The organism is Roseovarius sp. SK2 (genome assembly GCF_028807495.1).
Taxonomy (GTDB): domain Bacteria; phylum Pseudomonadota; class Alphaproteobacteria; order Rhodobacterales; family Rhodobacteraceae; genus Roseovarius; species Roseovarius confluentis.
Map to the genome: position 1 here is coordinate 260593 of NZ_JARAMK010000003.1, position 23350 is coordinate 283942.

The window sequence follows — 23350 nt, forward strand, 5'->3', positions numbered from 1 at the left end:
GATGATGTCAGCCGCTGCCGATCAGTACCCCCGCGGCGAAGACCAGTGCCCCGCCCAGCACCACCTGGAAGGCGGCGCGAAAGAACGGGGTTTCCATGTAGCGGTTCTGGATCCACGCGATGGCCCAAAGCTCGACGAAGACCACGATGACGGCGATGATCGTGGCGGTCCAGAAATCGGGGATGAGATACGGTAGGGCGTGGCCCAGCCCGCCGACGGTGGTCATGATGCCCGAGGCGAAGCCGCGTTTGATGGGACTGCCACGGCCAGACAGTTCGCCGTCATCGCTGGCCGCTTCGGTGAAGCCCATGGAGATGCCGGCGCCGACGGAGGCGGCGAGGCCGACGAGGAACGTCGTCCAGGTATCCTGCGTGGCGAAGGCGGTGGCGAAGATCGGGGCGAGGGTCGAGACCGACCCGTCCATGAGTCCGGCCAAACCCGGCTGCACCCAGGTCAGAAGAAACTGACGCTTGGCGGTGCGCTCCTCGCTGTCTCGGGCGTCGGCGTCGAGATGTTGCTCCTCGAGCTCTCCGGCGCGGCCCTGGTGTCCGGCCTCGGCGGCGGCCAGATCTCCCAGCAGGGCGCGGGTGGCGGCATCCGTCGTGGCCTTGGCCGCGTTGAGGTAAAAGCGTTCGGCATCGCTTTCCATTGCCTCGGCCTCGGCGCGGATGCGCTCGATCCCGAGGTTTTCCATCAGCCAGACGGGCCGGCGGGCGTAATAGCCGGCCACGTGCTCGCGCCGAATAAGCGGGATCACGTCGCCGAAACGCTCTTGGTGGAGGTCGATCAGGCGGCGGCGGTGCTCGTTTTCCTCGGTTGCCATGCCATCGAAGATCTTCGCGGTATCGGGATATTCAGCCCGCAGCATCTCGGCGTAGCTGCGGTAGATGCGGGCGTCGTCCTCTTCAGAGGAGATGGCGAGTGCGAGGATTTCCTGCTCGGACAGGTCCGAGAAACGACGGCGGGACGTGACACCGGGAATCATCGGGTGACCTCCAGTAGTTTAGAATAATTCTAATGTACCTGAGAGGCTGAATAGGTCAAGCCCGGGGCGTCCGATCATTCTTGAATAGCAGGTATGCAAAAATCTGAACCGAATAGTTTACTTTAGCCCTTGCAAGCTGAACTGATCTGTTTAGATTGGCGATTGTGAACTGAATGGTTCAGATAAGGAAACGCGATATGAAACCTCTTCTTTTGACACTGACCCTTGCCGCCTCGGCGCTGGCATCCCCCTCCATGGCAATGAATGTTGACATGTCGAGCCTGACGCCGGTTCTGACATTTCCCCAGCCCGCGCCCGAGCCCGTGACGCAGGGTGACGTCGGCATCGATGCACAGTAACCCGGCGCGCACTGTCTGTGGGTGGGTGTTCCTTCGTCCTCTCCTTCCGCGCCCGCCCGCAGACAGGCTTGCAGTTCGACGCCCACGACCTGTAAGCTGACAGGAACAGGCAGGAGGACTTGCATGACGGCCATGGACGCCGAGATCAAGAAAGGTCGAAAATTCGACCAAGTGCTTGAGGGTGCACGGCAGATTTTCATGCGAGACGGGTTCGAAGGTGCCAGCGTGGATGACATCGCGCGCGCCGCGAGCGTGTCCAAGGCGACGCTTTACAGTTACTTCCCGGACAAGCGCTTGCTGTTTTCCGAGGTCGCGCGGGTCGAATGCAATCGGCAGGCCGAAGAGGCGTTGCAGCAAATCAACCCGGGCGCCACGGCGCGAGAGGTTCTGCTGGAGGCGGCCAATCGCGCGGTGCGTTTTTTCCTGTCGGATTTCGGGCTGCAGATGTTCCGCATCTGCGTCGCCGAATCCTATCGCTTTCCCGAACTGGGCCAGAGGTTCTATGCGTCCGGTCCCGGCTTGTTCAGCGAACGCATGGGACGGCTGCTGACCCCCTATGTGGATCGCGGGGAGCTGAAGATCGACGACATGGACCTTGCGACGAAGCAGTTCGGGGAGTTGTGCAAGTGCGATCTGTTCGTCCGCTGCCTGTGCGGTGTGGACTGTGACACGTCCGAGGCGGGGATCGAGCGCGTGGTTCAGGGCGCGGTCGAAACCTTCTTGGCGCGTTACGGGACCTGAGGCGGGCAAAAGAGAGCGGGCGGTGCAAGATATCACCGCCCGAAGATTACCCCGAAAATTTCAACAATCGTTAACGGTGCGCTCAGGCGCCCACGTCAATGATCGCCTGCGCCAGCAGCGGCACCGTCCTTGAGTTGAGCCCGGCGATGTTGATCCGGCTGTCGCCCACCATGTAGATCGCGTGGTCCTTGCGCAGCGCCTCGACCTTGTCGGGCGCGAGGCCGAGACGCGAGAACATGCCACGATGCTGCGCGATGAAGCCGAAGCGGTCCGAGCCCGAGAGCGTGCGCAGTTCCTGGGCGAGTTGCTCGCGCAGGCCGAGCATGCCGCGGCGGACCTCTTCGAGTTCTGCTTGCCAGTCGGCGCGCAGGGCGTCGTCGTTCAGCACCAGCGAAACCAGCCGTGCGCCATGGTCGGGCGGGAAGGAATAGTTCTGGCGGTTGAGATAGGCCAGGTTCGCCTGCGTTGTCGGGCGGCGGGCGCTGTCCTGGCAGACGGCCATCAGAAGACCTGTCCGCTCGCGATAAATCCCGAAGTTCTTGGAGCAGCTTGCTGCGATCAGGACTTCGGGGCAGGAGGACACAACGTGGCGCGTGCCGGCCGCATCAGCATCGAGGCCGTCGCCGAAGCCTTGGTAGGCGATGTCGATCATCGGGATAGCGCCCTTGGCGTTCGCGAGATCGGTCACTTCGCCCCATTGCTGCATCGTCAGGTTGGCGCCGGTCGGGTTGTGGCAGCAGCCGTGCAGCAGGATCACGTCGCCTGCCTGAACCCCATCCAGATCCTGCATCATGCCGTCGAAATCGACGCCGCCGGTTTCATTGTCGAAATAGCGGTAGGGGACGTGTTCGATCCCCATGTGTTTCAGGATGCTGAGGTGGTTTGGCCAGGTCGGGTCCGACACGAAGACGCGCGCATCCGGGTTGGCCATTTTCACCAGGTCGAACGCCTGCCTCACCGCGCCGGTGCCGCCGGGCGTGGCCACCGCCGCCACCGCGTCGCGCGGGGCGGCATCGTCGAGGATCAGCTTGATCATCGCATCGGAAAAGGCCGGGTCGCCCGCGAGGCCGACATAGGCCTTGGTCTCTTCCTCTTTCCACCATTCCTTCTCGGCGGCCTTGACGGCGCGCATGATCGGCGTGCGGCCTTCGGCATCCTTGTAGACACCGACGCCGAGGTCGATCTTGGTGTCGCGCGGATCGTCCTTGTAGGCCTGCATGAGGGCTAGGATCTTGTCGGCAGGTTGCTCTTTTAGGTGTTCAAACATCAGGCTTCTCCGGTTGCGACGGAGACGGTAGGAAAGGCGCCCCATTCGGTCCATGATCCGTCGTAGAGCGCGTGGTCGGTCTTGCCGATCCGTTCCAGCGCAAGATTGATCACCGCGGCGGTCACGCCGGAGCCGCAGCTTGTGATGACGGGTTTCGTGAGATCCGCGCCGGCGGCATCGAAGATGGTGCGCAGGTCGTCGGGGGATTTCATCGTGCCGTCGTCGTTGAGCAAAGTGCTGTAGGGGACGTTGCGGGAGTTGGGGATGTGCCCGGCCCGCAGCCCTTCGCGCGGCTCAGGCTCGTCACCCCGGAACCGGCCGGGCGCACGGGCGTCGAGGATGGTGTAGTCGCCCAGCTTGGAGGCGGAAGCGACCTGTGTGACATCCTTGACCCGGTGCGCTTCGCGCCGGACGGTCATGTGCCGGTCCCGGATCATCGGGGGCAGGTCCTCGGTCGGGCGGCCCTCGGCCAGCCACTTGGGCAGGCCACCATCCAGGACGGCCACGTCGTATTGTCCCATCAGGCGGAATAGCCACCACACGCGGGCCGCCGAGAAGAGGCCATGGGTGTCGTAGACCACCACCTGGTGACCGTCGCCCACGCCCATCTGGCGCATGCGCGACATGAACTTTTCCACTGGAGGCGCCATGTGCGGCAGGTCGGAACGATGGTCGGAAATATCGTCGATATCGAAGAACCGGGCGCCGGGGATGTGCGCCTGATCGTATTCCGCCTTTGCATCGCGGTCGATGCCCGGCAGGAAGTAGGTGGCGTCAAGGACTCGCAGGTCAGGATCATTGAGATGCGCCGCCAGCCAATCGGTGGATACCAGTGTTTTCGGATCGTCGTTTGCCATGACAGCCCCCTGAAACCGTTGCCAATGACGTAGCGCGGGACGCCGGACAGTGCAAGCGGACGGGGTGTGCTGTTTCCCGTTTTAGCGGCCCAGCAGATTGCGCAGCAGACCAGCTGCCAGAAGGCAGGCGCCGCCGCCCAGACCGCCCGCGGCCAGTTGCGTCGTCAGTGCCGTGGGGTCGAGCGTCGCGCTGTCGGGCGCGGTCTGCGCAAGGCCGCCAAAGCCCAGCAAGCCAAGGGCATGGCCGCCCAGGGCTCCGCCGAGAACACCGGCACCAGAATTGATCAGAACGCCCAGGTTCAGGCGGGGAGAAAGGCCGCCGGCAATGTTGCCGCCGATGGCGCCGGCAATGAGGCTGATCAGTAAGTCCATGCTTCCCGGTTCCCCGTGCTATCCCGCGTGTCGCGTTTGGAACTGGGGGAGGATAGCAAAAGCCGCAGCACCCGCAGAGGGTGCAATCCGACGCGCTTACATACCGTGGCGCAAAAGCCGCTGCTTCTGGCGGTTCCAGTCGCGCTTGGCCTCGGTCTGGCGCTTGTCGGTGTTCTTCTTGCCCTTGGCGATGCCGATCTTGATCTTGGCGATGCCGCGGTCGTTGAAGTACATCACCAACGGCACGAGGGTCATGCCCTTGCGCTGGGTCTCGTTCCACAAACGCGCCATTTCCTTGCGCGAAACCAAGAGTTTGCGGCGGCGACGGTCCTCGTGACCGAAAGGCACGGCCTGTTCGTAGGGGGCGATGTAGCTGTTGACCAGCCACAGCTCGCCATCCTCGACCGCGGCATAGCTTTCAGCGATGTTGGAGGTCTTCTGGCGCAGGGATTTGACCTCGGATCCTGCGAGCACCATGCCGCATTCCAGATCGTCCTCGATGGCATAGTCGTGCCGCGCCTTGCGGTTCTCGGCGACGACCTTGTAGTTTGGATTGATCTTGGGCTTGACCATGTCGAGTTCTGCCTTCCGGGCGGTGCAAGAGAGCAAGATAGCCCCTGTGGCGAAGGCTTCCAACCCCCTGAAGCGAATCGAAAGGTTAACGGGACCCGAGAAGGCGAATCCGAACGTCGGTATCACGTCGGTATTCAAGTGGTATTGCGACGGTGCGGTTTTTTGCAGGTGGCCGGATCAACGGAGCGTGCGTTGCGCCGGCGCGGTTGCGGTTGACAGGCGGGCCACTGCGCCTATCGTTCGGCACAAGCCAGGGGCGCCTTCGGGCTGAGATGCACCCTTTGAACCTGACCCAGATCATGCTGGCGGAGGAAGGCGCGACCGGAGCCGGTCGGACCCAGCCTTTCGACGCCGCGAAAGGAGCCGGATGACCCCCGACACAAGGAACACAGCCAAGGGCCGGATCGCCAACATCCTGTCGGTCGCGGGCTCGGACCCGTCGGGCGGTGCGGGCGTGCAGGCCGATCTCAAGGCGATCTCGGCGAACGGGGCCTATGGCATGGCCGCGCTGACGGCGTTGACGGCGCAGAACACCCAAGGCGTGCAGGGCGTGCATCTGGTGCCGCCGGACTTCGTGGCCGACCAGATCCGGGTGGTAGCCGAGGACGTGCGGATCGACGCGGTGAAGATCGGGATGATCGCCACGGCAGAGATCGCCCGGGCGGTGGCGGACGCCTTGCCGGACGTGCCGGTGGTGCTGGACCCGGTGATGGTGGCGAAGGGAGGCGCATCGCTCCTGGCCGAGGACGCGGTGGTGGCGCTGCGCGAGGCGCTGGTGCCGAAGGCGGCGGTGATCACGCCGAACCTGCCGGAGGCGGCGGCGTTGCTGGGCTGCGCCGAGGCGGCGACGCGGGAAGCGATGGCAGAACAGGTGCAGGCGCTGCGGGCGCTGGGCTGTGGCGCGGTGCTGCTGAAGGGTGGGCACCTGGTGGGCGAGGACAGCCCGGACGTGTTGGCCGATGCGGACGGTGTGCATTGGTTCGAGGGCGCGCGGGTGGCGACGCGGAACACCCACGGTACGGGATGCACCCTGTCGGCTGCGCTGGCGGCCCGGATCGGGAGGGCAGAACCTCTGCCCGAGGCGGTGGCCGAGGCCAAGGCCTATGTCGCGCGGGCGATTGCCGGGGCCGGGGCGCTGGATGTCGGGTCCGGGCATGGACCGACGCATCATTTCGCCGGGTTATGGGCGTGACCTTCGTATCGGCCGCTTCCTGCCCCGGACCTGATCCGGGGCCTCTTGCCCGATGGGAACAAGACCGTCTTTGACGGATCGGGATCGGCCGGTTCCCGCTCTCGGGAATCGCGGCGGGACGTGGTAGGCTCTGCCAAACCAAGCGGAGCCCCGTGCCATGTCTTCCCCCAGTGTCAGCCTTCTTGTCGGCACCACAAAGGGTGCCTTTATCCTGTCCGCAGACGCGGGCCGCGACAGTTGGGACGTCACCGGCCCGCATTGCGACGGCTGGTGCATCAACCACATGGCGGGCGATGCCGACACCGGCACGATCTGGGCCGGGGGTGGCGGTGCGTTTTACGGGGCGGGCGTGTGGCGGTCCGAGGATCGGGGCCGGTCCTGGACGCTGGAGCGTCTGACGCGGGGGCAGATGGACGACTGGGCGGCGAACGATCCGGGCTTTGCCGAGATGATCGGCTGGACCGACGCGCCGCTGCCGTTCGATGACGCCTTTGAACAGGTCTGGTCGCTGGGGTTCGCGCACGGGGTGCTCTATGCCGGGACGAAGCCCGCGACCCTGCTGAAGAGCGCGGATCACGGTCGGACATGGTGCCGGGTCGATGCACTGACCGAGCATCCATCGGCGAAGGACTGGAACCCCGGGGCCGCGGGGCTTGTCCTGCACACGATCGTGTTCGACCCCGGCGCGCCTCAAAAGCAGTGGATCGGGATTTCCGCCGCCGGGGTCTTTGCCAGCGAGGATGGCGGGGCGAGTTGGGAGCGGCGCAACCGGCTGTCCAATGCCGAGGCCTGCGGCGCGCATGACCATCCCGCCGCCCCGAGCGGCGGAGAGACCGGGCATTGCGTGCATAACATCATGCGCGCGCCGGGCGATGCGGACCTGCTCTATCAGCAGAACCATCACGGCGTCTGGCGGTCGTCTGATGGCGGGCGGTCGTGGGACGATATCACGCCGGGCCTGCCCTCGACCTTCGGCTTTCCGATCCGGGTGCATCCGCGCGACCCGCGCACGATCTGGACGCTGCCGCTGAATGGCGACATGGCGGGACGGTATCCGCCCGATGCGGCCTGCGCGGTCTGGCGGTCGCGCGACGGGGGCGAGACGTGGGCGGCGCTGCGCGAGGGGTTGCCGCAGGAGAACTGTTTCTTCACCGTGCTGCGGCAGGCCATGGCGGGGGACACGCTGGATGCCCCGGGGCTGTATTTCGGGACCAATTCGGGGTCTGTCTTTGCCAGCCTTGACGAGGGCGACAGCTGGCGCGAGATTGCGCGGCACATGCCCACCATCCTGTCGGTCGAGGCGTTTGCGCCTGCCGACTGAGCGCGCAGGACGGGAATTGAACAGACGTTCATTTTCCTTTATGCACGCCCCGACCCCTTGCACGACTTCGGGAGACAGCCGATGCCCCAGCGCCCCGCCTTTGCCAAATGGCTTGACGACACCAACGACGTGACCGCCACTTTCCTGGCCGCCGGGCGCATCCCGGGGCTGGTCAACCTTGGCGGTGGTCTGCCGGGCACCGAGATCTGGCCGGTCGAGGACATGACGAAGCTGGCGACGTCCGCCGTGGCCGATCATGCGGACGAAACGCTGGCCTATGCCCCGGTCGCGGGACTGCCCAAGCTGCGCGACCTGATTGCGGCGCGGTATTCGGAAGGGGACCTGACGCTGACGCGCGACAACGTGCTGATCACCGCGGGCGGGGCGCAGGCCCTGAACCTGCTGGGTACGGTGTTGCTGGAGGAGGGCAGCACCGTCGCCTCGCAGACGCCCGCCTACCTCGGGGCGCTGGACAACTGGCGGCCGCGCCAGCCGGTCTATCGCCCGATGCGGCTGGAGGCGAATGACCTTGACCCGGTGGCGGCCATGACCGGTGCGCAGTTTGCCTATACCGTGCCGAATTTCTCGAACCCTACGGGCAAGCTGGTGAATGCGGCGACGCGCCGGCGGCTGGTGGATGCCGCGCACGAGACCGGCACCTGGCTGATCGAGGACGACCCTTACGGCACGCTTTATTATGACGACGCGCCGATGCCGCGGATGCTGACGCTGTCTGCCGAGCGGGCCGGGGCGCCTTATGACGGGCCGGTGATTTATCTTGGCACGGTATCCAAGGAGCTGGCGCCGGGGCTGCGGATCGGCTGGATCATCGCGGCGCCCGAGATGATCGAGGTGCTGAAGGCCGCCAAACAGAGCGCCGACATGTGCACAAGCGGCCTGTGCCAGCAGATCACCCATGACGCCTTCGCCACCGGGCTGGCCGATGACATGCTGCCCAATATCCTCGACCTTTACCGCAAGCGGCGTGATGCGCTGTGTGCTGCGATGGACGAACACCTGCCCGAGCTGTTCACGTGGGAACAGCCCACGGGGGGCATGTTCGTGTGGGCCACGGCGAAAGACCCCGCGCTGGATACCAACCGGCTGATGGAGATGGGGCTGGACCATGGGGTGTGCATCTCGCCCTCGTCGGTGTTCGATCCCGAAGGACGTGACCACAGTTCGATCCGCATCAACTTTACCTACAATACCGAGGACAAGCTGGTGACCGGGATCGAGCGGCTGGCCACGGCGACCCGCGCCGCGCTTGCGGAAACCTGACCCTTTTGCTCTAACGGGCGGCAAATTGACTACCCGGAGGCCGCCATGGTCGACATTGCAACCCGTGTCTGGAACCATAAATGGAAGATCGATCCGATCGTCCGTTCGCTGATCGACACCGATTTCTACAAGCTGCTGATGTGCCAGTCGGTGTTCCGCAACCGTCCGCACACCTCCGTTACCTTCTCGTTGATCAACCGCAGCAAGGATATCCGGCTGGCTGAACTGGTGGACGAGGGCGAGCTGCGCGAGCAACTGGACCACATCCGCTCGCTGTCGCTGTCGCGGGGGGAGTCGACGTGGATGCGCGGCAACACGTTCTATGGCAAGCGGCAGATGTTCACGCCCGAATTCATGGACTGGTTCGAGAAGCTGCGTCTGCCGCCCTATCACCTGGAAAAACGCGATGGGCAGTACGAACTTACGTTCGAGGGTACCTGGCCGCAGGTCATGCTGTGGGAAATCCCGGCGCTGGCGGTGCTGATGGAACTGCGGTCGCGCGCGGTGCTGCACGACATGGCCCGGTTCGAGCTTCAGGTGCTTTACGCCCGCGCCATGACCCGCCTGTGGGAAAAGACCGAAGTGCTGCGCGACACGCCCGGCCTGCGTATCGCCGATTTCGGCACGCGGCGGCGGCATTCTTTCCTATGGCAGGATTGGTGCGTGCAGGCGATGACCGAACGGCTGGGGGACAATTTCGTCGGCACCTCCAACTGCCTGATCGCCAAGAACCGCGACCTCGAGGCGATCGGCACCAACGCGCACGAAATGCCGATGGTTTATGCCGCGCTGGCCGAGAATGACGAGGAATTGGCCCGCGCCCCCTACGAGGTCCTGTCCGACTGGCACGACGAACACGACGGCAACCTGCGGATTATCCTGCCCGATACATACGGTACCGAAGGGTTTCTGGCCAAGGCGCCCGACTGGCTGGCGGGGTGGACGGGCATCCGCGTTGACAGCGGCGACCCCGCCCGCGGCGCAGAGACCGCCATCCAGTGGTGGAAGGACCGTGGCGAGGACCCGACGCAGAAGCTGATCATCTTTTCCGACGGGCTGGACGAGGAGAAGATCCTGTCGCTGCACAAGCAATTTGCGGGCCGCGCCCGCGTCTCCTTCGGCTGGGGCACGCTGCTGACCAACGACTTTCGCGGCCTTACCCCCGGCGACGCCCTCGCCCCCTTCTCGCTCGTCTGCAAGGCGGTGGCCGCCAACGGCCGCCCGACCGTCAAGCTGTCGGACAACCCCCGCAAGGCCATGGGGCCGGAGGGCCAGATCGACCGCTACAAGCGGGTGTTCGGGGTGGGGGACCAGGAGGAGATCGAGGTGGTGGTGTGATCACGCCCGGTGTCTGCCTCACTTTCGACGACCTCTATGTCGAGAATTGGCTCGCCGCGGGACCGATCTTTCAGGCGCATGACGCCCGAGCCACCTTCTGCGTCTGCTGGATGCATGCCGCCACGCCTGCGCAGATCGATGGCCTGCACCAGTTGCAGGAGGACGGTCACGAAATCGCCTATCACGGCCGCAACCACGAGAAATTGCAGCCCTACCTGCGCCAGCATGGCCTCGACCACTGGCTGGAAAACGAGATCGCCCGTGGCGTGGCAGAGCATCGCGCGCTCGGCTTCCCGACCACCAGCTATGCCAGCCCTTTCTATGGCTCCAACCGGCAAACCCGCGCGGCCACAGCGCCCTATTTTCAGATCACCCGCGCCGGCAGCGGGCGCGATCTGTCGGTCGAAGATGTGCCGAAGCGGATCTACCAGCGGCCCGATCCCGACGGGGCGGTGAGCAGCATCGGCTTGATCGACTTTCAGAATCCCGGCAGCCGGAGCTGGCGGGAGATCGGCGCCGCGCTCGACATGCTGGTCGCGCATCGCGGCGTCGGCATCTTCAACGGTCATGACATCCGCCCGCGCAAGGCGGGTCCGGGCCGCTACAGCGCGCACCGGCAAATCGACCGTCTGCTGCACGCAATCACCGACCGTGGACTGGCCTTTCATACGCTCAGCGGGTTCGCCCGTGCCGCCCAGGCCGATCAGGAGGCGCCGCAATGCTTGCCGGCATCAAGGTAGTAGAGTTCGAGGGCCTAGGCCCCGCACCCTTCGCCGCCATGATGCTGGCGGATCTGGGCGCGGAGGTGACGGTTGTTCAGAGGCCGGGACCTGCCAATCCGACGATGGGCGAGCGCAACATGCTCGACCGCGGCAAGCGGGCCGTGGTGCTGGATCTCAAGGATCCCGGCGACATGGCTGTTGCGAAGGCGATGGTGAACGAGGCCGATGCGCTGATCGAAGGGCTGCGGCCGGGGGTGATGGAGCGGCTTGGGCTGGGGCCGGAGGTGTTTGCGGAGAGCAATCCGACGCTGGTTTATGGACGGATGACGGGCTGGGGGCAAGGCGGGCCGCGGGCGCATCTGGCGGGGCATGACTATAACTATATCGCCACGGCGGGGGCGCTCTACTATGCTTCGACCCCGGGCGATGCGCCGCTGACGCCGCCGACGATCGTGGGGGATATCGGGGGCGGGGCGCTGTACCTTGTGGCCGGTGTGCTGAGCGGTCTGTTGAACGCGCAGCGGACGGGCCGGGGCACGGTGGTGGATGCAGCCATTACCGACGGGTCGGCGCATATGATGGCGCTTTTCATGGCGATGGCGGGGGCTGGGAACTTGTCGCAGGAGCGGGGGCAGAGCCTGCTGGACGCGCCGCCCTGGGGGCGGACATATGTTTGTGCCGACGGGCGGTACCTGTCGGTGCAATGCCTTGAGCCGCAGTTCTATGCGATGTTTCTGGACCTTCTCGGGCTGGATGACGACCCGCTATTTGTGGCGCAGTATGATCGGGCGCAGTGGCGCGAGCAGACGGCGCGGTTGACGGCGGTTTTCGCGACGCAGCCGGTTGGTCATTGGGCCGACCTGTTCGAGGGGTCGGACGCCTGTGTCGCGCCTGTGCTGAGCCCGTGGGAGGCGGCGGAGGATCCGCATATCGCCGCGCGCGCGATCTGGCACAATACAGAAGGCGGGTTCCAACCGGCCCCGGCGCCCCGGTTCGACGGGAAGGCGCAAGCGCCGAACCCGGTGCCCGCGCGGGGGCAGGATACCGAGGCGCTGCTGAAGGATCTGAAGGCGCGCGGGCTGATCTGACGGCGTTGGACATACGTTTTCGTATGGTGCGATGTTCCGAACTTGATCCGGGATTTCCTGCCGCGGGAGGTCCCGGGTCAGGCCCGGGACGGGGAGCGCGGTTTCAGCCGCCGTGGACTTGCTTGCTGTCGTCTGGCGCCTCGTCGCGCTCGAACATGCCGTAGTCGCGTATGACCGACACGACGCGCAGGCGGTAATCGTCGAACATGATCTCGCGGCCTGCGCGCTGGGCGCCGCGGTGGGCCTCAAGCCGGCGCCATTCGTCCAGAGCGGCCTTGTCGCGCCAGAAGCTGAGGGAGAGCAGCTTTTCCGGGTTCACCAGACTTTGAAAGCGTTCGACCGAGATGAAGCCGTCTATGCCTTCCGCAAGCGGTTTCATCTTGGCGGCCATGTCGAGATAGGCGTCTTTCTGGTCAGGGTGCGGCATGACCTCGAAGATGACGGCGATCATTTGGTTTCTCCTTGCTGCGGTGTGGAGACACATTTCAGGAAGGTGCGGTCCTCGCGCAAGAGGAAGTTTTCGGATTGCGCGAAGGCGTAATTTTCGCGCCCCAGCGGATCGGCGGCGAGGCGGGCGCGATAGGCTTCGTATTCGGCCAGGCTGGGGATGTTGTAGATTCCGTAGGACAGGGTCGAGGAGCCTTCGTGCGGGGCGAAATAGCCGATGAGGTCGGCGCCGCAGCGCGGGATGGCGGTGCCCCAGTTGCGGGCGTAGTGCGCGAACTGGGCGTGTTTCGTGGGGTCGACGTGGTAGCGGATGATGCAGGTGAGCATGACGGGTCTCCTTCGGGGTCGCCCCTCTTGTAGCGGATGGACGGGGCGCAATGGTTCGGTTAGCGTCGAACTATGAAGGATGGCCCGGACATATCCCGCGTGGCCGCGCTGATCGGAGATCCGGCGCGGGCCAATATGCTGACCGCGCTGATCAGCGGGATGGCGTTGACCGCGAGCGAGCTGGCGGCTGAGGCGGGGGTGACGTTGCAGACAGCCTCGGCGCACCTGTCGAAGCTGGAGGCGGGCGGGCTGATCACGCTGCGGCGCGAAGGGCGGCACAAGTATTTCCGATTGGCCAGTGACGAGGTGGCGCATGTGCTGGAGGCGCTGATGGGGCTGGCCGCGGGGACCGGCGCGTTGCGGACGCGGCCCGGGCCGCGAGACCCGGAGATGCGGCATGCGCGGGTCTGTTACAATCATCTGGCCGGGGACATGGGCACGCAGATGTATGACGCGTTGCTGGCGCGGGGTGCTTTGCGGCAGAAAGGCGAGGCGCTTGAACTGACGGACGCGGGACGAAGTTTCGTGACAGGGTTCGGGATTGACCTGGACGGTTTGCCGAAGTCGCGGGCGCCGCTTTGCCGTGAGTGCCTGGACTGGTCGGAGCGGCGGTCGCACCTGGCGGGGCAACTTGGGCGGGCGATGTTCAGCCGGATGGAGGCGTTGGGCTGGGCGACCCGGGTCAAGGGGACGCGGGTGGTGCGATTCTCGACGGACGGGGCGGCGGCGTTTGCGGAGGCGTTCGGCGGGGGCCTGCGCCAGGGGTGAGGGGCGCGTGGGTTTTCACCCACCCTACGCGGTTTGTGTGGTGCCGCGCCCTCGGTGGCGGAGTGCGGGCGCGGCATGTGCCGGTCAGATCTGGCGGCGCTTTTCGACCATGTCACGGAACGCGTCGGTGACGCTGTCATCCACGTGATAGCTGTGGTCGTCATCGGGAAAGGCGCCGGAGCGCACATCGGCGGCATAGTCGGACAGGCCCTTTACCGCGACCTCGGTCAGGTTCGCGTAGCGCTTGGTGAACTTCGGTTTGAAGTCGGTGAAGACACCCAGAAGATCATAGCTGAGCAGGATCTGCCCGTCGGTGCCCGCGCCGGCACCGATGCCGATTGTGGGAATCTCGAGCTCGGCGGAGATGATGCGGGCGATCGCGGCTGGCACCGCCTCGAATTCGAGCATGAAACAGCCAGCGTCCTGAATGGCCAGCGCGTCCTGCAGGATGTCCATCGCGTCCTTGGGTGTCTTGCCCTGTACGCGGAAACCGCCATACATCGCGACGCGGTGTGGGGCCATCCCGATGTGGCTGGCCGTGGGGATGCCCGCGGCCACCAGTGCCTTGAGAATGTCGGCCTGGCTGCGGCCGCCCTGGGGTTTCACGGCGTCGCAGCCGCCGTCCTGCATGAAGCGGGTCGCGTTGGTCAGGGCGCGGTCCACGGTGTGATAGCTTTGGTAGGGCATGCAGCCGAGCGAGAAGGTGTTGGGCGCGCCGCGGCGGATGGCCTGGGCGTGCATCACCATCATGTCCATCGTCGCCGGAACGGTCGAAGCGTGGCCGTGGGCGATCATGGCAAGGCTGTCGCCGACCACGACCACGTCGACGCCCGCCGCCTCGGCCCATTGTGCCGAGGTGTAATCGGGCACGGAGGTGTAGACCATGCGCGTTCCATCATGTTTCGAGGCCCTGATCTGGGTGATTGTCCGTTTCTTCCGTTCGGTCATGTGGCCGTCCTCCCTTGAGCCATCGACGCGCCACGTCGCAGGCGGCGCTGAATTGTCGTCAATTGATATATCATTAGGATATTTAATGGCAACGGTTGAATTTGTCGAGATCGTGATCGGTCCAGATTGCCGCGGCAATGGAGCCAGTGTAGGCTGACGCGCATGGCCATATCGGTGGAAAGCTTTTTCCTGTCGCCCGAGGCGGAAGGGACGTTGCAGGCGCAGATCCAGCAGATGATCGCGCAGGGCATCCTGTCGGGGCGATTCCGGAAGGGCGAGAAGCTGCCGAGTTCGCGCAAGATGGCCGAGCACCTGGGCGTGAGCCGGATCACGGTGACGCTGGCCTATACCGAGTTGCAGGCCAACGACTATCTGGAGAGCCGGGACCGTTCGGGGTATTTCGTGTCGCAGAACGCGCCGGAGCCGCCCGCGTTTACGCCCAGTGCGGCGAAGGGTGACATGATCGACTGGGGGCGGGCGATCGGGCGGCGATATACCGGCGGAGCGACGCCGGAAAAGCCGCGGGACTGGTCGAGCTATCCTTATCCGTTCATCTTCGGGCAGACCGATCCGAGCCTGTTCGATCACGCAAGCTGGCGCCATTGCGCGCTGCGGGCGCTGGGGCAGAAGGAGTTCCAGGCGCTGGCGGCGGATGCCTATGACCAGGATGACCCCAAGCTGATCGAGTTCATCGCGCGGCACACCCTGCCGCGGCGGGGGATTTTGGCGGAGCCGGGGGAGATCCTGCTGACGATGGGAGCGCAGAACGCGCTGTGGCTGACGGCACAGGTACTGTTGACACAGCGGCGGACGGCGGCGGTGGAGGAGCCGTGTTACCACGCGCTGCGCGATATCCTGACCCAGTCGCGCTGTCACATGGCGCCGGTGCCGGTGGACCGCGACGGGCTGCGGCCACAGGATTTGCCGGAGCGGGCGGACGTGATTTTCACCACGCCCAGTCACCAGGCGCCGACCAACGCGACCATGCCGCTGGACCGGCGGCAGGCGTTGTTGGCCCGCGCGCGGGAGATGGAGGCGCTGATCGTCGAGGATGATTACGAATTCGAGATCAGCTTTCTGCGCGCGCCGCTGCCGTCGCTGAAATCGCTCGATACGGATGGGCGGGTGATTTACGTGGGGAGCTTTTCCAAGTCGATCTTTCCGGGTCTGCGGCTGGGGTATCTTGTCGGCCCGCAGGCGTTCATCCGGGAGGCGCGGGCGTTGCGGGCGAGCGTGCTGCGGCATCCGCCGGGGCATGTGCAGCGGACCACGGCCTATTTCCTGAGCCTGGGGCACTACGACAGCCTGATCCGGCGGATCGGCAAAGCCTATGCACAGCGGCGGCAGGTGATGGAGACCGCGCTGGAAGATCAGGGCCTCGGCGTGGAAGGTCGCGGCGTATTCGGCGGAAGCTCGATCTGGATGCGGGCGCCGGAGGGGGTGGATACCGAGGATCTTGCGCGCCGGTTGCAGGCCCGGGGCGTTCTGATCGAGCCGGGGCGGCCGTTCTTCGAGACCGCGCGGGCACCGCGCAACTTCTATCGATTGGCTTATTCCTCGATTCCCTCGGAACGGATCGCGGACGGTATCGAGATACTGGCAAATGAGCTGGGCTCGTAAGGCCAGTTGGGGCCATGGTGCGGAATCGATCGAACGCCTTGTTCAAAAGGCGAAAATAACGTTCTTCCGGGTGCGTCACGTTTCCGGATTTCTCATTTTTGAGACCAAAAGTCTCAATAAAAATATTCTCTGGCTATAGTCTGCGCGGGAAACTGGCCCTAGAATGGGGGTGGCTGCAAGGGTAGCTTTCCCCCAAACCGCGCCGGGGGAGGACCGGCCCTTTTTCAATGTTCAGGAGCACTGTCATGAAGATGACCACCGAAGAAGCCTTTGTAAAAACGCTGCAACGTCACGGGATCCAGCACGCGTTCGGGATCATCGGGTCGGCGATGATGCCGATCTCGGACTTGTTCCCGAAGGCCGGGATCACGTTCTGGGACTGTGCGCACGAGGGCAGCGCGGGGATGATGGCCGATGGCTATACTCGCGCGACGGGCAAGATGAGCATGATGATCGCGCAGAACGGGCCGGGCATCACCAACTTCGTGACCGCCGTGAAGACCGCCTATTGGAACCACACGCCGCTGCTGCTGGTGACGCCGCAGGCGGCGAACAAGACGATCGGTCAAGGCGGGTTCCAGGAAGTCGAGCAGATGAAGCTGTTCGAGGACATGGTGGCCTACCAGGAAGAAGTGCGCGACCCCACGCGTGTGGCCGAGGTGCTGGCACGGGTGATCAGCCAGGCCAAGCGCCTGTGCGGGCCGGCGCAGATCAACATCCCGCGCGATTTCTGGACGCAGGTGGTGGATATCGAGATTCCCAGCGCGATCGAGTTCGAGGTGAGCCCGGGCGGCAGCAATTCGGTGGCTGAAGCGGCCGCGCTGCTGAGCGAGGCCAAGAACCCGGTGATCCTGAACGGTGCGGGCGTGGTGCTGTCGAAGGGCGGGATCGCGGCGTCGATGGAACTGGCCGAGCGGCTGACCGCGCCGGTCTGCGTGGGCTATCAGCACAACGACGCCTTCCCCGGCTCGCACCCGCTGTTCGCCGGGCCGCTGGGCTATAACGGCAGCAAGGCGGGGATGGAGCTGATCAAGGACGCAGACGTGGTGCTTTGCCTTGGGACGCGGCTGAACCCGTTCTCGACCCTGCCGGGCTATGGCATGGAATACTGGCCTGCCAACGCCAAGATCATCCAGGTGGATATCAACCCCAACCGGATCGGCCTGACCAAGAAGGTCAGCGTGGGGATCGTCGGTGATGCGGCCAAGGTGGCGCAGGGCATCCTGAAGAACCTGGGCGAGACCGCGGGCGATGAAGGCCGCGAGGAGCGCAAGGCGAAGATCGCCGAGACCAAGAGCAAATGGGCGCAGCAACTGGCCAGCATGGACCACGAAGATGACGATCCCGGCACCACCTGGAACGAGCGCGCGCGCAAGGACAAGCCGGACTGGATGAGCCCCCGCATGGCGTGGCGGGCCATTCAGGGTGCGCTGCCGCGGAATGCGATCATTTCTAGCGATATCGGCAACAACTGTGCCATTGGCAACGCCTATCCCGACTTCGACGAGGGTCGGAAATATCTGGCGCCGGGGCTGTTTGGCCCGTGTGGGTACGGCCTGCCCGCAATTGTCGGCGCCAAGATCGGCTGTCCGGATGTGCCCGTGGTGGGCTTTGCCGGTGACGGCGCGTTCGGCATCGCGGTCAACGAGCTGACGGCCATTGGCCGGAGTGAGTGGCCGGGGATCACGCAGATCGTGTTCCGCAACTACCAGTGGGGCGCGGAAAAGCGGAACTCGACGTTGTGGTTCGACGACAACTTCGTGGGCACCGAGCTGGATGACGATGTCAGCTATGCCGGGATCGCCAATGCCTGTGGATTGAAAGGTGTCGTGGCGCGGACGATGGACGAGCTGACCGATGCGCTGAACACCGCGATCAAGGAGCAGATGGAGAACGGCACGACCACGCTGATCGAGGCGATGATCAACCAGGAACTGGGCGAGCCGTTCCGCCGGGACGCCATGAAGAAGCCGGTGGAAGTGGCCGGGATCAGCGCCGACGATATGGTCGAGCAACGGGTCTGAGACGTCGCAATCCTGTGGCCCCGCGGGCATAGTGTGCCACGCGGGGCCGAACAGGGCCCTGGACAGAGTGACAGGACAAGACATGACAGACCGATATCCCTTTCTTGCGGCGAGTGAGCCCAAGTGCCCGCCTTCGTTGTTGAAGCGGGCGCAAGGTTTGCCACGGCCGCGCGTGGCGCTGGTGAATGCCGGGGCGCCGAACCCGTTGCAGGGGATCCGGGAGGCAGCTGAGGCCGGTCTGGCCGATCCGGTGCTGATCGGGGACAGCGACAAGATCAAGGCCACGGCGGCGGAGATCGGGTGGGATATCGCGGGCTTGCCGCTCATCCACGCACCGAAGGAGACCGCCGCGCCGGTGGCCGCCGAGATGGCGCGGACCGGCGAGGTTGGCGCGATCATGAAGGGGCAGATTCATACGTCGACCTTCCTGAAAGGCTTGCTGCCGTCGGCGGCGGGGCTGCGGGAGAAGGGCACGCGCTGCGGGCACGTGTTTCACATCACGATGCCGGAGTCGGAGCGGCCACTCTTGCTGACCGATGCGGCGCTGAACGTGGACCCGGACGTGGAGACGCGGCAGGCCTGCCTGAGCCATGCGGTGATGCTGGCCTACAAACTGGGGATCGAGCGGCCCAAGGCGGGCATCCTCGCCCCGACAGAGGACCCGATCCCGACAGTGCCGAACACGATGGAGGCGGTCGAGATCGCCGAGTGGGCCAAGGGCGCGCTGCCGGGTGCGGTGGTGCAGGGGCCGATGGCGATGGACCTGATCCTGTCGAAAGCGGCGGCAGAGGCGAAGAACTACGAATCCGAGGTGTCGGGCGATGCCGATATCATGCTGACGCCGAACATCACCACGGGCAACGCGCTGTTCAAGCTGATGTCGTTCGGCATGGGCTGTTGCTGTGCCGGCGTGGTGCTTGGGGCGAAGGTGCCGATACTGCTGACCAGCCGGGCCCAGGGCGCGGAAGAGCGTATCGCTTCGGCGGCGTTGGGTGTGATTGGGGGGGCGGCATGATACTGGTCGTGAATGCCGGGTCGTCCTCGATCAAGGTGGAGCTGTTCACGCCTGCGCTGGAGTCGGTTCTGTCGGGATCGGTGACCGAGATCGGCGGGCAGGGGCGGCTGAGCCTTGGGGGTGAGAAGCAGGATGTTTCGGTTGCCGACCATACGGCGGCATTGGGTCTTGTCTTCGAGAAGTTGGAGGCCGCGGGGCATCCAGTGTCGTCGCTGATTGCGGCGGGGCACCGTGTGGTGCATGGCGGGGCGCATTTGACAGCGCCGGAGCGGCTGACCGACGAAGTGATCGCCAAGATCGAGGCAGTGGTGCCGCTGGCGCCGCTGCACAATCCGCATAACCTTTCCGGCGTGCGGGCGCTGGCGGCGCTGGCGCCGGACCTGCCGCAATTCGCCAGTTTCGACACGGCGTTTCACGCGACCAACGCGCCGGTCGCCGTGACCTATGCATTGCCGCAGGCGGAGCGCGACAAGGGCATCCGACGCTATGGGTTTCACGGGCTGTCCTATGCCGGGATGGTGGCGCAGTTCGGTGATGACCTGCCCCGGCGTCTGCTGGGACTGCATCTTGGGAATGGCGCGAGCCTGTGCGCGATGGTCGAGGGCAAGTCAGTGGCGAACTCGATGGGATATTCGCCGCTGGATGGCCTTGTGATGGGCACCCGGACGGGATGCATCGACGGGATGGCGGTGTTGCGGCTGGCCGAGGATCACGGGATCGACAAGGCGGGCACGATTCTGAACAAGGAAAGCGGGCTGAAGGGGCTGGCGGGGACGAACGACATGGCCACGCTTCTGAGCCGCGACGACGAGGACGCGCGGTTCGCGGTGGAGCATTTCTGTTACTGGGCGGCGCGGCAGGCCGGATCGGCGATTGCCGCCATGCATGGCGTGGATGCCGTGGCCTTTACAGGGGGGATCGGCGAGAATGCCGAGACCATACGCGACCGTATCATGGAGCATCTGACCTGGCTGGGGGATATCCCGGTGCACGTGGTGCCAGCCGACGAGGAGCGGCAGATCGCGCGGGATGTCGTCGGGCTGTTGCCCGGCTGAGCGAAGAATTTCCGCTTTCCCGGCAGAGTGCTTTGGGAAAGCGAACGAACCAAGACAAGCGGCCGCGGGGCGGTGTGAACTGGCCTGGCGTGACCGGGAAGAGACAAGGGAGGCGACGACATGCTGGATCAGCCCAAACTGGATACCTCGCCCAAGGTATCAGACGAGGTGCGCAAGACCACCTGCTATATGTGCGCCTGCCGTTGCGGGATCAACGTGCATATGAAGGAGGGCAAGGTTGCCTATATCGAGGGCAACCGGGACCATCCGGTCAACAAGGGCGTTCTGTGCGCCAAGGGCAGCGCGGGGATCATGCAGCATAACGCGCCGTCGCGGCTGTGCGCACCGTTGAAACGGGTCGGGCCGCGCGGGTCGGGCGAGTTCGAGGAGATCAGCTGGGACGAGGCGCTGGAAATCGCCACCGGCTGGCTGGAGCCGCTGCGGCAGGAGGCGCCGGAAAAGCTGGCCTTTTTCACCGGGCGCGACCAGAGCCAGAGCTTCACCAGTTTCTGGGCGCAGAATTTCGGGACACCGAACTATGCCGCGCATGGCGGTTTTTGCAGCGTCAACATGGCGGCGGCGGGCATCTACACGATGGGCGGCGCGTTCTGGGAATTTGGGCAACCGGACTGGGAGAACACGAAGCTGTTCATGATCTTCGGCGTGGCCGAGGACCATGACAGCAACCCGATCAAGATGGGCATCGGACGGCTGAAGGAGCGCGGCGCCAAGGTGATCGGGGTGAATCCGATCCGGTCGGGATACAACGCCGTGGCCGACGAGTGGGTCGGGATCACGCCGGGGACCGATGGGCTTTTTGTCCTGGCGCTGGTGCATGAACTGCTGCGGGCCGGGAAGATCGATCTGCGGTACCTGGCAGAGTATACCAACGCGCCGGTGTTGGTGAATTGCGATACCAGTTCGCCGGACCACGGGCTGCTGATGCGGGATGCGGATGGCAAGCTGCTGGTGATCGACCGCGCGACGGGACAGCCTGCACCGTTCGACAGGAAAGGCGTGAAGCCGGACCTGTCGGCCAGTTATGAAAAGGATGGCGTGACGCATAGGCCGGTGATGCATTTGCTGGCGGAGCGCTACATGGGAGAGGACTACGCGCCCGAGGCCGTGGCGGAACGCTGTGGCGTGAGTGCGCGGCGGATCCGGGCGATTGCCGCAGAACTGGCGCGTGTGGCTTTCGAAGAAGAAATCGTGCTGGACCGCGAATGGACGGATTTCCGGGGCGAGACCCACAAGACGATGGTGGGCCGCCCGGTCAGTTTCCACGCGATGCGAGGGATCAGCGCCCATTCCAACGGGTTTCAGACCTGCCGCGCGCTGCACCTGTTGCAGATCCTTCTGGGCAGCGTTGAAGTGCCGGGTGGCTTCCGCTTCAAGCCACCTTATCCGAAACCGGTCAGCATCCATCCGACGCCGCATAGCAAGGTGACGCCGCATCGTCCGCTGGACGGGCCGCATCTGGGCTTCGTGCGGGGGCCAGAGGACCTGGCGCTGAAGGAAGATGGCAGCCCGGCGCGGATCGACAAGGCGTTCACCTGGGAAAATCCCATGAGTTCGCACGGGTTGATGCACATGGTCATCAGTAATGCCCACGCGGGCGACCCGTACAAGATCGACACGCTTTTCATGTACATGGCGAACATGTCCTGGAACTCTTCGATGAACACGCGCGGCGTGATCGACATGCTGACGGACAAGGACGAGGCTGGCGAGTATGTCATCCCACGTATCATATATTCGGATGCGTATAGTTCCGAGATGGTCGCCTATTCCGACCTGATCCTGCCTGACACGACCTACCTGGAGCGGCATGACTGCATCAGCCTGCTGGACCGTCCGATTTGTGAGGCGGATGCGGCGGCCGATGCCATCCGCTGGCCCGTCGTGGAGCCGGACCGGGATGTGAAAGGGTTTCAGACGGCGCTGATTTTGTTGGCCAACAAGATGGGGCTGCCGGGATTCACCAACGAGGATGGCAGCGCCAAGTGGGCAGATTATGCCGATTACATGGTCAACCACGAGCGCAAACCGGGTGTTGGGCCGCTGGCCGGGTGGCGGATGGGGAAGGATGGGCCGCAGCATGGCCGCGGTGCGCCGAACGCCTCACAGCTTGATAATTATATCGAGAATGGCGGGTTCTTCGTGAGCCATATCGCCGAAGAACATGCGTATATGAAACCGTGGAACATGGGCTACCAGGACTGGGCCGTCGGCATGGGGTTATATGACAGCCCGCAGCCTTTCATTTTCGATGTCTATGTGGAAACGATGAGGAAATTTCAGCTGGCCGCCGAGGGACATGGGGAACGGCAACCGCCCGAGCATCTGCGCGAGCGGATCAGGGCGACGCTGGACCCGCTGCCGATCTGGTATCCGCCGTTCGAGGACGGGCATGTGGACCCGGTGGAATACCCTGTGCACGCCCTGACGCAGCGACCGATGGCGATGTATCACTCGTGGGGTTCGCAGAATGCGTGGCTGCGGCAAATTCATGGGCGCAATCCGCTCTACCTGCCGACCAAGATATGGGAGGCGAACGGGTTTGCCGATGGCGACTGGGCCAAGGTTACGTCGACGCATGGCGAGATCACGGTGCCTGTGGCGCATATGGCCGCGCTCAACGAGAACACGGTCTGGACATGGAACGCGATCGGCAAGCGCAAGGGCGCCTGGGCGCTGGAAAAGGACGCGCCAGAGGCCACGAAGGGGTTTCTGCTCAATCACCTCATTCATGAGTTGTTGCCGCCCAAGGGTGACGGGCTGCGCTGGGCGAACAGCGACCCGGTGACGGGGCAGGCGGCGTGGTTCGACCTGCGGGTTAAGATCGAGAAGACGGCGGCGCCCGAGGAGGTGCACCCGACATTCGCGCCGATCCGGTCGCCGGTGGGGACCGGGCCGGACGAGCTGCGCTGGAAGGTGGGCAAATGAGCGCGGGAATTTTCTTACAAGAAAATTGGCAAGACTTTTCGAAAAGTCTTGGGCGGAAAATGCGTATTTTCCGGCCCATTTTCCGCGCGGAAAATGGGTGCGCG

At 64.7% G+C, this 23350-nt stretch carries 22 protein-coding genes and 1 riboswitch; of the genes, 14 read left to right on the top strand and 8 right to left on the bottom strand.

Annotated features, from left to right (window positions below; genetic code table 11):
- Positions 1–7: 7 nt before the first annotated feature.
- On the bottom strand, positions 8–985 hold the full coding sequence (mbfA, locus tag PVV74_RS08250; protein ID WP_103762751.1) for an iron exporter MbfA: 978 nt from the start codon (positions 983–985) through the stop codon (positions 8–10).
- A 197-nt stretch (positions 986–1182) separates the two neighbouring features.
- Here mbfA and PVV74_RS08255 point away from each other — a divergent pair, with 197 nt between their 5' ends.
- Together PVV74_RS08255 and PVV74_RS08260 are read left to right on the top strand one after the other, a co-directional pair.
- Entirely contained in the window at positions 1183–1344 is a 162-nt protein-coding gene (locus tag PVV74_RS08255; protein WP_274592857.1) for a hypothetical protein, read from the top strand.
- Positions 1345–1467: 123 nt separating this feature from the next.
- Positions 1468–2085, top strand: a complete 618-nt coding sequence (locus tag PVV74_RS08260) for a TetR/AcrR family transcriptional regulator (RefSeq protein ID WP_103762752.1) — start codon at positions 1468–1470, stop codon at positions 2083–2085.
- Between the two features lie 82 nt (positions 2086–2167).
- On the opposite strand, the gene PVV74_RS08265 is transcribed toward PVV74_RS08260, so the two are convergent.
- The 4 genes from PVV74_RS08265 to smpB all read right to left on the bottom strand — a co-directional run bounded on the left by PVV74_RS08265 (position 2168) and on the right by smpB (position 5154).
- Entirely contained in the window at positions 2168–3352 is a 1185-nt protein-coding gene (locus PVV74_RS08265) for an amino acid aminotransferase (RefSeq protein ID WP_103762753.1), read from the bottom strand.
- Positions 3352–4209, bottom strand: coding sequence for a 3-mercaptopyruvate sulfurtransferase (gene sseA, locus PVV74_RS08270; RefSeq protein WP_103762754.1), 858 nt, complete (start codon positions 4207–4209; stop codon positions 3352–3354). Before sseA ends, PVV74_RS08265 begins: the two co-directional genes overlap by 1 nt.
- Before the next feature lie 81 nt (positions 4210–4290).
- Positions 4291–4581 (bottom strand): hypothetical protein, encoded by a 291-nt coding sequence (locus PVV74_RS08275; protein ID WP_274592858.1) that lies wholly within the window; start codon positions 4579–4581, stop codon positions 4291–4293.
- Positions 4582–4677: 96 nt separating this feature from the next.
- Entirely contained in the window at positions 4678–5154 is a 477-nt protein-coding gene (gene smpB, locus PVV74_RS08280) for an SsrA-binding protein SmpB (protein ID WP_057791393.1), read from the bottom strand.
- A 242-nt stretch (positions 5155–5396) separates the two neighbouring features.
- A riboswitch (TPP riboswitch) is annotated at positions 5397–5485 on the top strand.
- A gap of 36 nt (positions 5486–5521) precedes the next feature.
- On the opposite strand from smpB, the gene thiD reads away from it, so the two are divergent.
- From thiD to PVV74_RS08310, 6 genes are all read left to right on the top strand, one after another.
- Complete coding sequence (thiD, locus tag PVV74_RS08285) at positions 5522–6346, top strand: bifunctional hydroxymethylpyrimidine kinase/phosphomethylpyrimidine kinase (RefSeq protein WP_274592859.1); 825 nt, start codon at positions 5522–5524, stop codon at positions 6344–6346.
- Positions 6347–6503: 157 nt separating this feature from the next.
- Entirely contained in the window at positions 6504–7667 is a 1164-nt protein-coding gene (locus tag PVV74_RS08290) for a WD40/YVTN/BNR-like repeat-containing protein (RefSeq protein ID WP_274592860.1), read from the top strand.
- A gap of 81 nt (positions 7668–7748) precedes the next feature.
- A complete protein-coding gene (locus tag PVV74_RS08295) occupies positions 7749–8948 on the top strand; it encodes an aminotransferase-like domain-containing protein (RefSeq protein ID WP_274592861.1) in 1200 nt (399 codons plus the stop codon).
- Between the two features lie 45 nt (positions 8949–8993).
- Positions 8994–10286, top strand: a complete 1293-nt coding sequence (gene pncB, locus PVV74_RS08300) for a nicotinate phosphoribosyltransferase (protein ID WP_103762759.1) — start codon at positions 8994–8996, stop codon at positions 10284–10286.
- Positions 10283–11026, top strand: coding sequence for a polysaccharide deacetylase family protein (locus PVV74_RS08305; RefSeq protein ID WP_274592862.1), 744 nt, complete (start codon positions 10283–10285; stop codon positions 11024–11026). The genes pncB and PVV74_RS08305 overlap by 4 nt, the downstream gene beginning before the upstream one ends.
- Positions 11005–12096 (top strand): CaiB/BaiF CoA transferase family protein, encoded by a 1092-nt coding sequence (locus PVV74_RS08310; protein WP_274592863.1) that lies wholly within the window; start codon positions 11005–11007, stop codon positions 12094–12096. The genes PVV74_RS08305 and PVV74_RS08310 overlap by 22 nt, the downstream gene beginning before the upstream one ends.
- A gap of 103 nt (positions 12097–12199) precedes the next feature.
- Here PVV74_RS08310 and PVV74_RS08315 read toward each other — a convergent pair whose 3' ends face one another.
- Positions 12200–12547: an antibiotic biosynthesis monooxygenase family protein gene (locus tag PVV74_RS08315; RefSeq protein ID WP_274592864.1), complete on the bottom strand. Its 348-nt coding sequence runs from the start codon at positions 12545–12547 to the stop codon at positions 12200–12202.
- The gene (locus PVV74_RS08320) at positions 12544–12870 is read right to left on the bottom strand and encodes an NIPSNAP family protein (RefSeq protein ID WP_274592865.1); all 327 of its coding nucleotides are present in this window, start codon (positions 12868–12870) and stop codon (positions 12544–12546) included. Before PVV74_RS08320 ends, PVV74_RS08315 begins: the two co-directional genes overlap by 4 nt.
- A 72-nt stretch (positions 12871–12942) precedes the next feature.
- Here PVV74_RS08320 and PVV74_RS08325 point away from each other — a divergent pair, with 72 nt between their 5' ends.
- The gene (locus PVV74_RS08325; protein WP_274592866.1) at positions 12943–13638 is read left to right on the top strand and encodes an ArsR/SmtB family transcription factor; all 696 of its coding nucleotides are present in this window, start codon (positions 12943–12945) and stop codon (positions 13636–13638) included.
- An 84-nt stretch (positions 13639–13722) separates the two neighbouring features.
- Here PVV74_RS08325 and panB read toward each other — a convergent pair whose 3' ends face one another.
- Complete coding sequence (panB, locus tag PVV74_RS08330) at positions 13723–14586, bottom strand: 3-methyl-2-oxobutanoate hydroxymethyltransferase (protein ID WP_274592867.1); 864 nt, start codon at positions 14584–14586, stop codon at positions 13723–13725.
- 162 nt (positions 14587–14748) lie between these two features.
- Between panB and pdxR the strand changes: the two genes are divergently transcribed.
- The 5 genes from pdxR to PVV74_RS08355 all read left to right on the top strand — a co-directional run bounded on the left by pdxR (position 14749) and on the right by PVV74_RS08355 (position 23246).
- A complete protein-coding gene (gene pdxR, locus PVV74_RS08335) occupies positions 14749–16206 on the top strand; it encodes a MocR-like pyridoxine biosynthesis transcription factor PdxR (protein WP_103762766.1) in 1458 nt (485 codons plus the stop codon).
- 245 nt (positions 16207–16451) lie between these two features.
- Positions 16452–18230, top strand: a complete 1779-nt coding sequence (gene xsc, locus PVV74_RS08340) for a sulfoacetaldehyde acetyltransferase (protein WP_103762767.1) — start codon at positions 16452–16454, stop codon at positions 18228–18230.
- Positions 18231–18312: 82 nt separating this feature from the next.
- Positions 18313–19245 (top strand): phosphate acyltransferase, encoded by a 933-nt coding sequence (locus PVV74_RS08345; protein ID WP_274592868.1) that lies wholly within the window; start codon positions 18313–18315, stop codon positions 19243–19245.
- Positions 19242–20300 carry an acetate/propionate family kinase gene (locus PVV74_RS08350; RefSeq protein WP_274592869.1) on the top strand — a complete coding sequence of 353 codons (1059 nt, stop codon included), beginning with the start codon at positions 19242–19244 and terminating at the stop codon, positions 20298–20300. The genes PVV74_RS08345 and PVV74_RS08350 overlap by 4 nt, the downstream gene beginning before the upstream one ends.
- Before the next feature lie 120 nt (positions 20301–20420).
- Positions 20421–23246, top strand: a complete 2826-nt coding sequence (locus PVV74_RS08355; RefSeq protein WP_274592870.1) for a molybdopterin oxidoreductase family protein — start codon at positions 20421–20423, stop codon at positions 23244–23246.
- Positions 23247–23350: the final 104 nt, after the last annotated feature.

Bases quoted from the DNA above. Each gene is read 5' to 3' on its own strand.
- mbfA (WP_103762751.1), bottom strand. From the start codon at position 985: ATGATTCCCGGTGTCACGTCCCGCCGTCGTTTCTCGGACCTGTCCGAG.
- PVV74_RS08255 (WP_274592857.1), top strand. From the start codon at position 1,183: ATGAAACCTCTTCTTTTGACACTGACCCTTGCCGCCTCGGCGCTGGCA.
- PVV74_RS08260 (WP_103762752.1), top strand. From the start codon at position 1,468: ATGACGGCCATGGACGCCGAGATCAAGAAAGGTCGAAAATTCGACCAA.
- PVV74_RS08265 (WP_103762753.1), bottom strand. From the start codon at position 3,352: ATGTTTGAACACCTAAAAGAGCAACCTGCCGACAAGATCCTAGCCCTC.
- sseA (WP_103762754.1), bottom strand. From the start codon at position 4,209: ATGGCAAACGACGATCCGAAAACACTGGTATCCACCGATTGGCTGGCG.
- PVV74_RS08275 (WP_274592858.1), bottom strand. From the start codon at position 4,581: ATGGACTTACTGATCAGCCTCATTGCCGGCGCCATCGGCGGCAACATT.
- smpB (WP_057791393.1), bottom strand. From the start codon at position 5,154: ATGGTCAAGCCCAAGATCAATCCAAACTACAAGGTCGTCGCCGAGAAC.
- thiD (WP_274592859.1), top strand. From the start codon at position 5,522: ATGACCCCCGACACAAGGAACACAGCCAAGGGCCGGATCGCCAACATC.
- PVV74_RS08290 (WP_274592860.1), top strand. From the start codon at position 6,504: ATGTCTTCCCCCAGTGTCAGCCTTCTTGTCGGCACCACAAAGGGTGCC.
- PVV74_RS08295 (WP_274592861.1), top strand. From the start codon at position 7,749: ATGCCCCAGCGCCCCGCCTTTGCCAAATGGCTTGACGACACCAACGAC.
- pncB (WP_103762759.1), top strand. From the start codon at position 8,994: ATGGTCGACATTGCAACCCGTGTCTGGAACCATAAATGGAAGATCGAT.
- PVV74_RS08310 (WP_274592863.1), top strand. From the start codon at position 11,005: ATGCTTGCCGGCATCAAGGTAGTAGAGTTCGAGGGCCTAGGCCCCGCA.
- PVV74_RS08315 (WP_274592864.1), bottom strand. From the start codon at position 12,547: ATGATCGCCGTCATCTTCGAGGTCATGCCGCACCCTGACCAGAAAGAC.
- PVV74_RS08320 (WP_274592865.1), bottom strand. From the start codon at position 12,870: ATGCTCACCTGCATCATCCGCTACCACGTCGACCCCACGAAACACGCC.
- PVV74_RS08325 (WP_274592866.1), top strand. From the start codon at position 12,943: ATGAAGGATGGCCCGGACATATCCCGCGTGGCCGCGCTGATCGGAGAT.
- panB (WP_274592867.1), bottom strand. From the start codon at position 14,586: ATGACCGAACGGAAGAAACGGACAATCACCCAGATCAGGGCCTCGAAA.
- pdxR (WP_103762766.1), top strand. From the start codon at position 14,749: ATGGCCATATCGGTGGAAAGCTTTTTCCTGTCGCCCGAGGCGGAAGGG.
- xsc (WP_103762767.1), top strand. From the start codon at position 16,452: ATGAAGATGACCACCGAAGAAGCCTTTGTAAAAACGCTGCAACGTCAC.
- PVV74_RS08345 (WP_274592868.1), top strand. From the start codon at position 18,313: ATGACAGACCGATATCCCTTTCTTGCGGCGAGTGAGCCCAAGTGCCCG.
- PVV74_RS08350 (WP_274592869.1), top strand. From the start codon at position 19,242: ATGATACTGGTCGTGAATGCCGGGTCGTCCTCGATCAAGGTGGAGCTG.
- PVV74_RS08355 (WP_274592870.1), top strand. From the start codon at position 20,421: ATGCTGGATCAGCCCAAACTGGATACCTCGCCCAAGGTATCAGACGAG.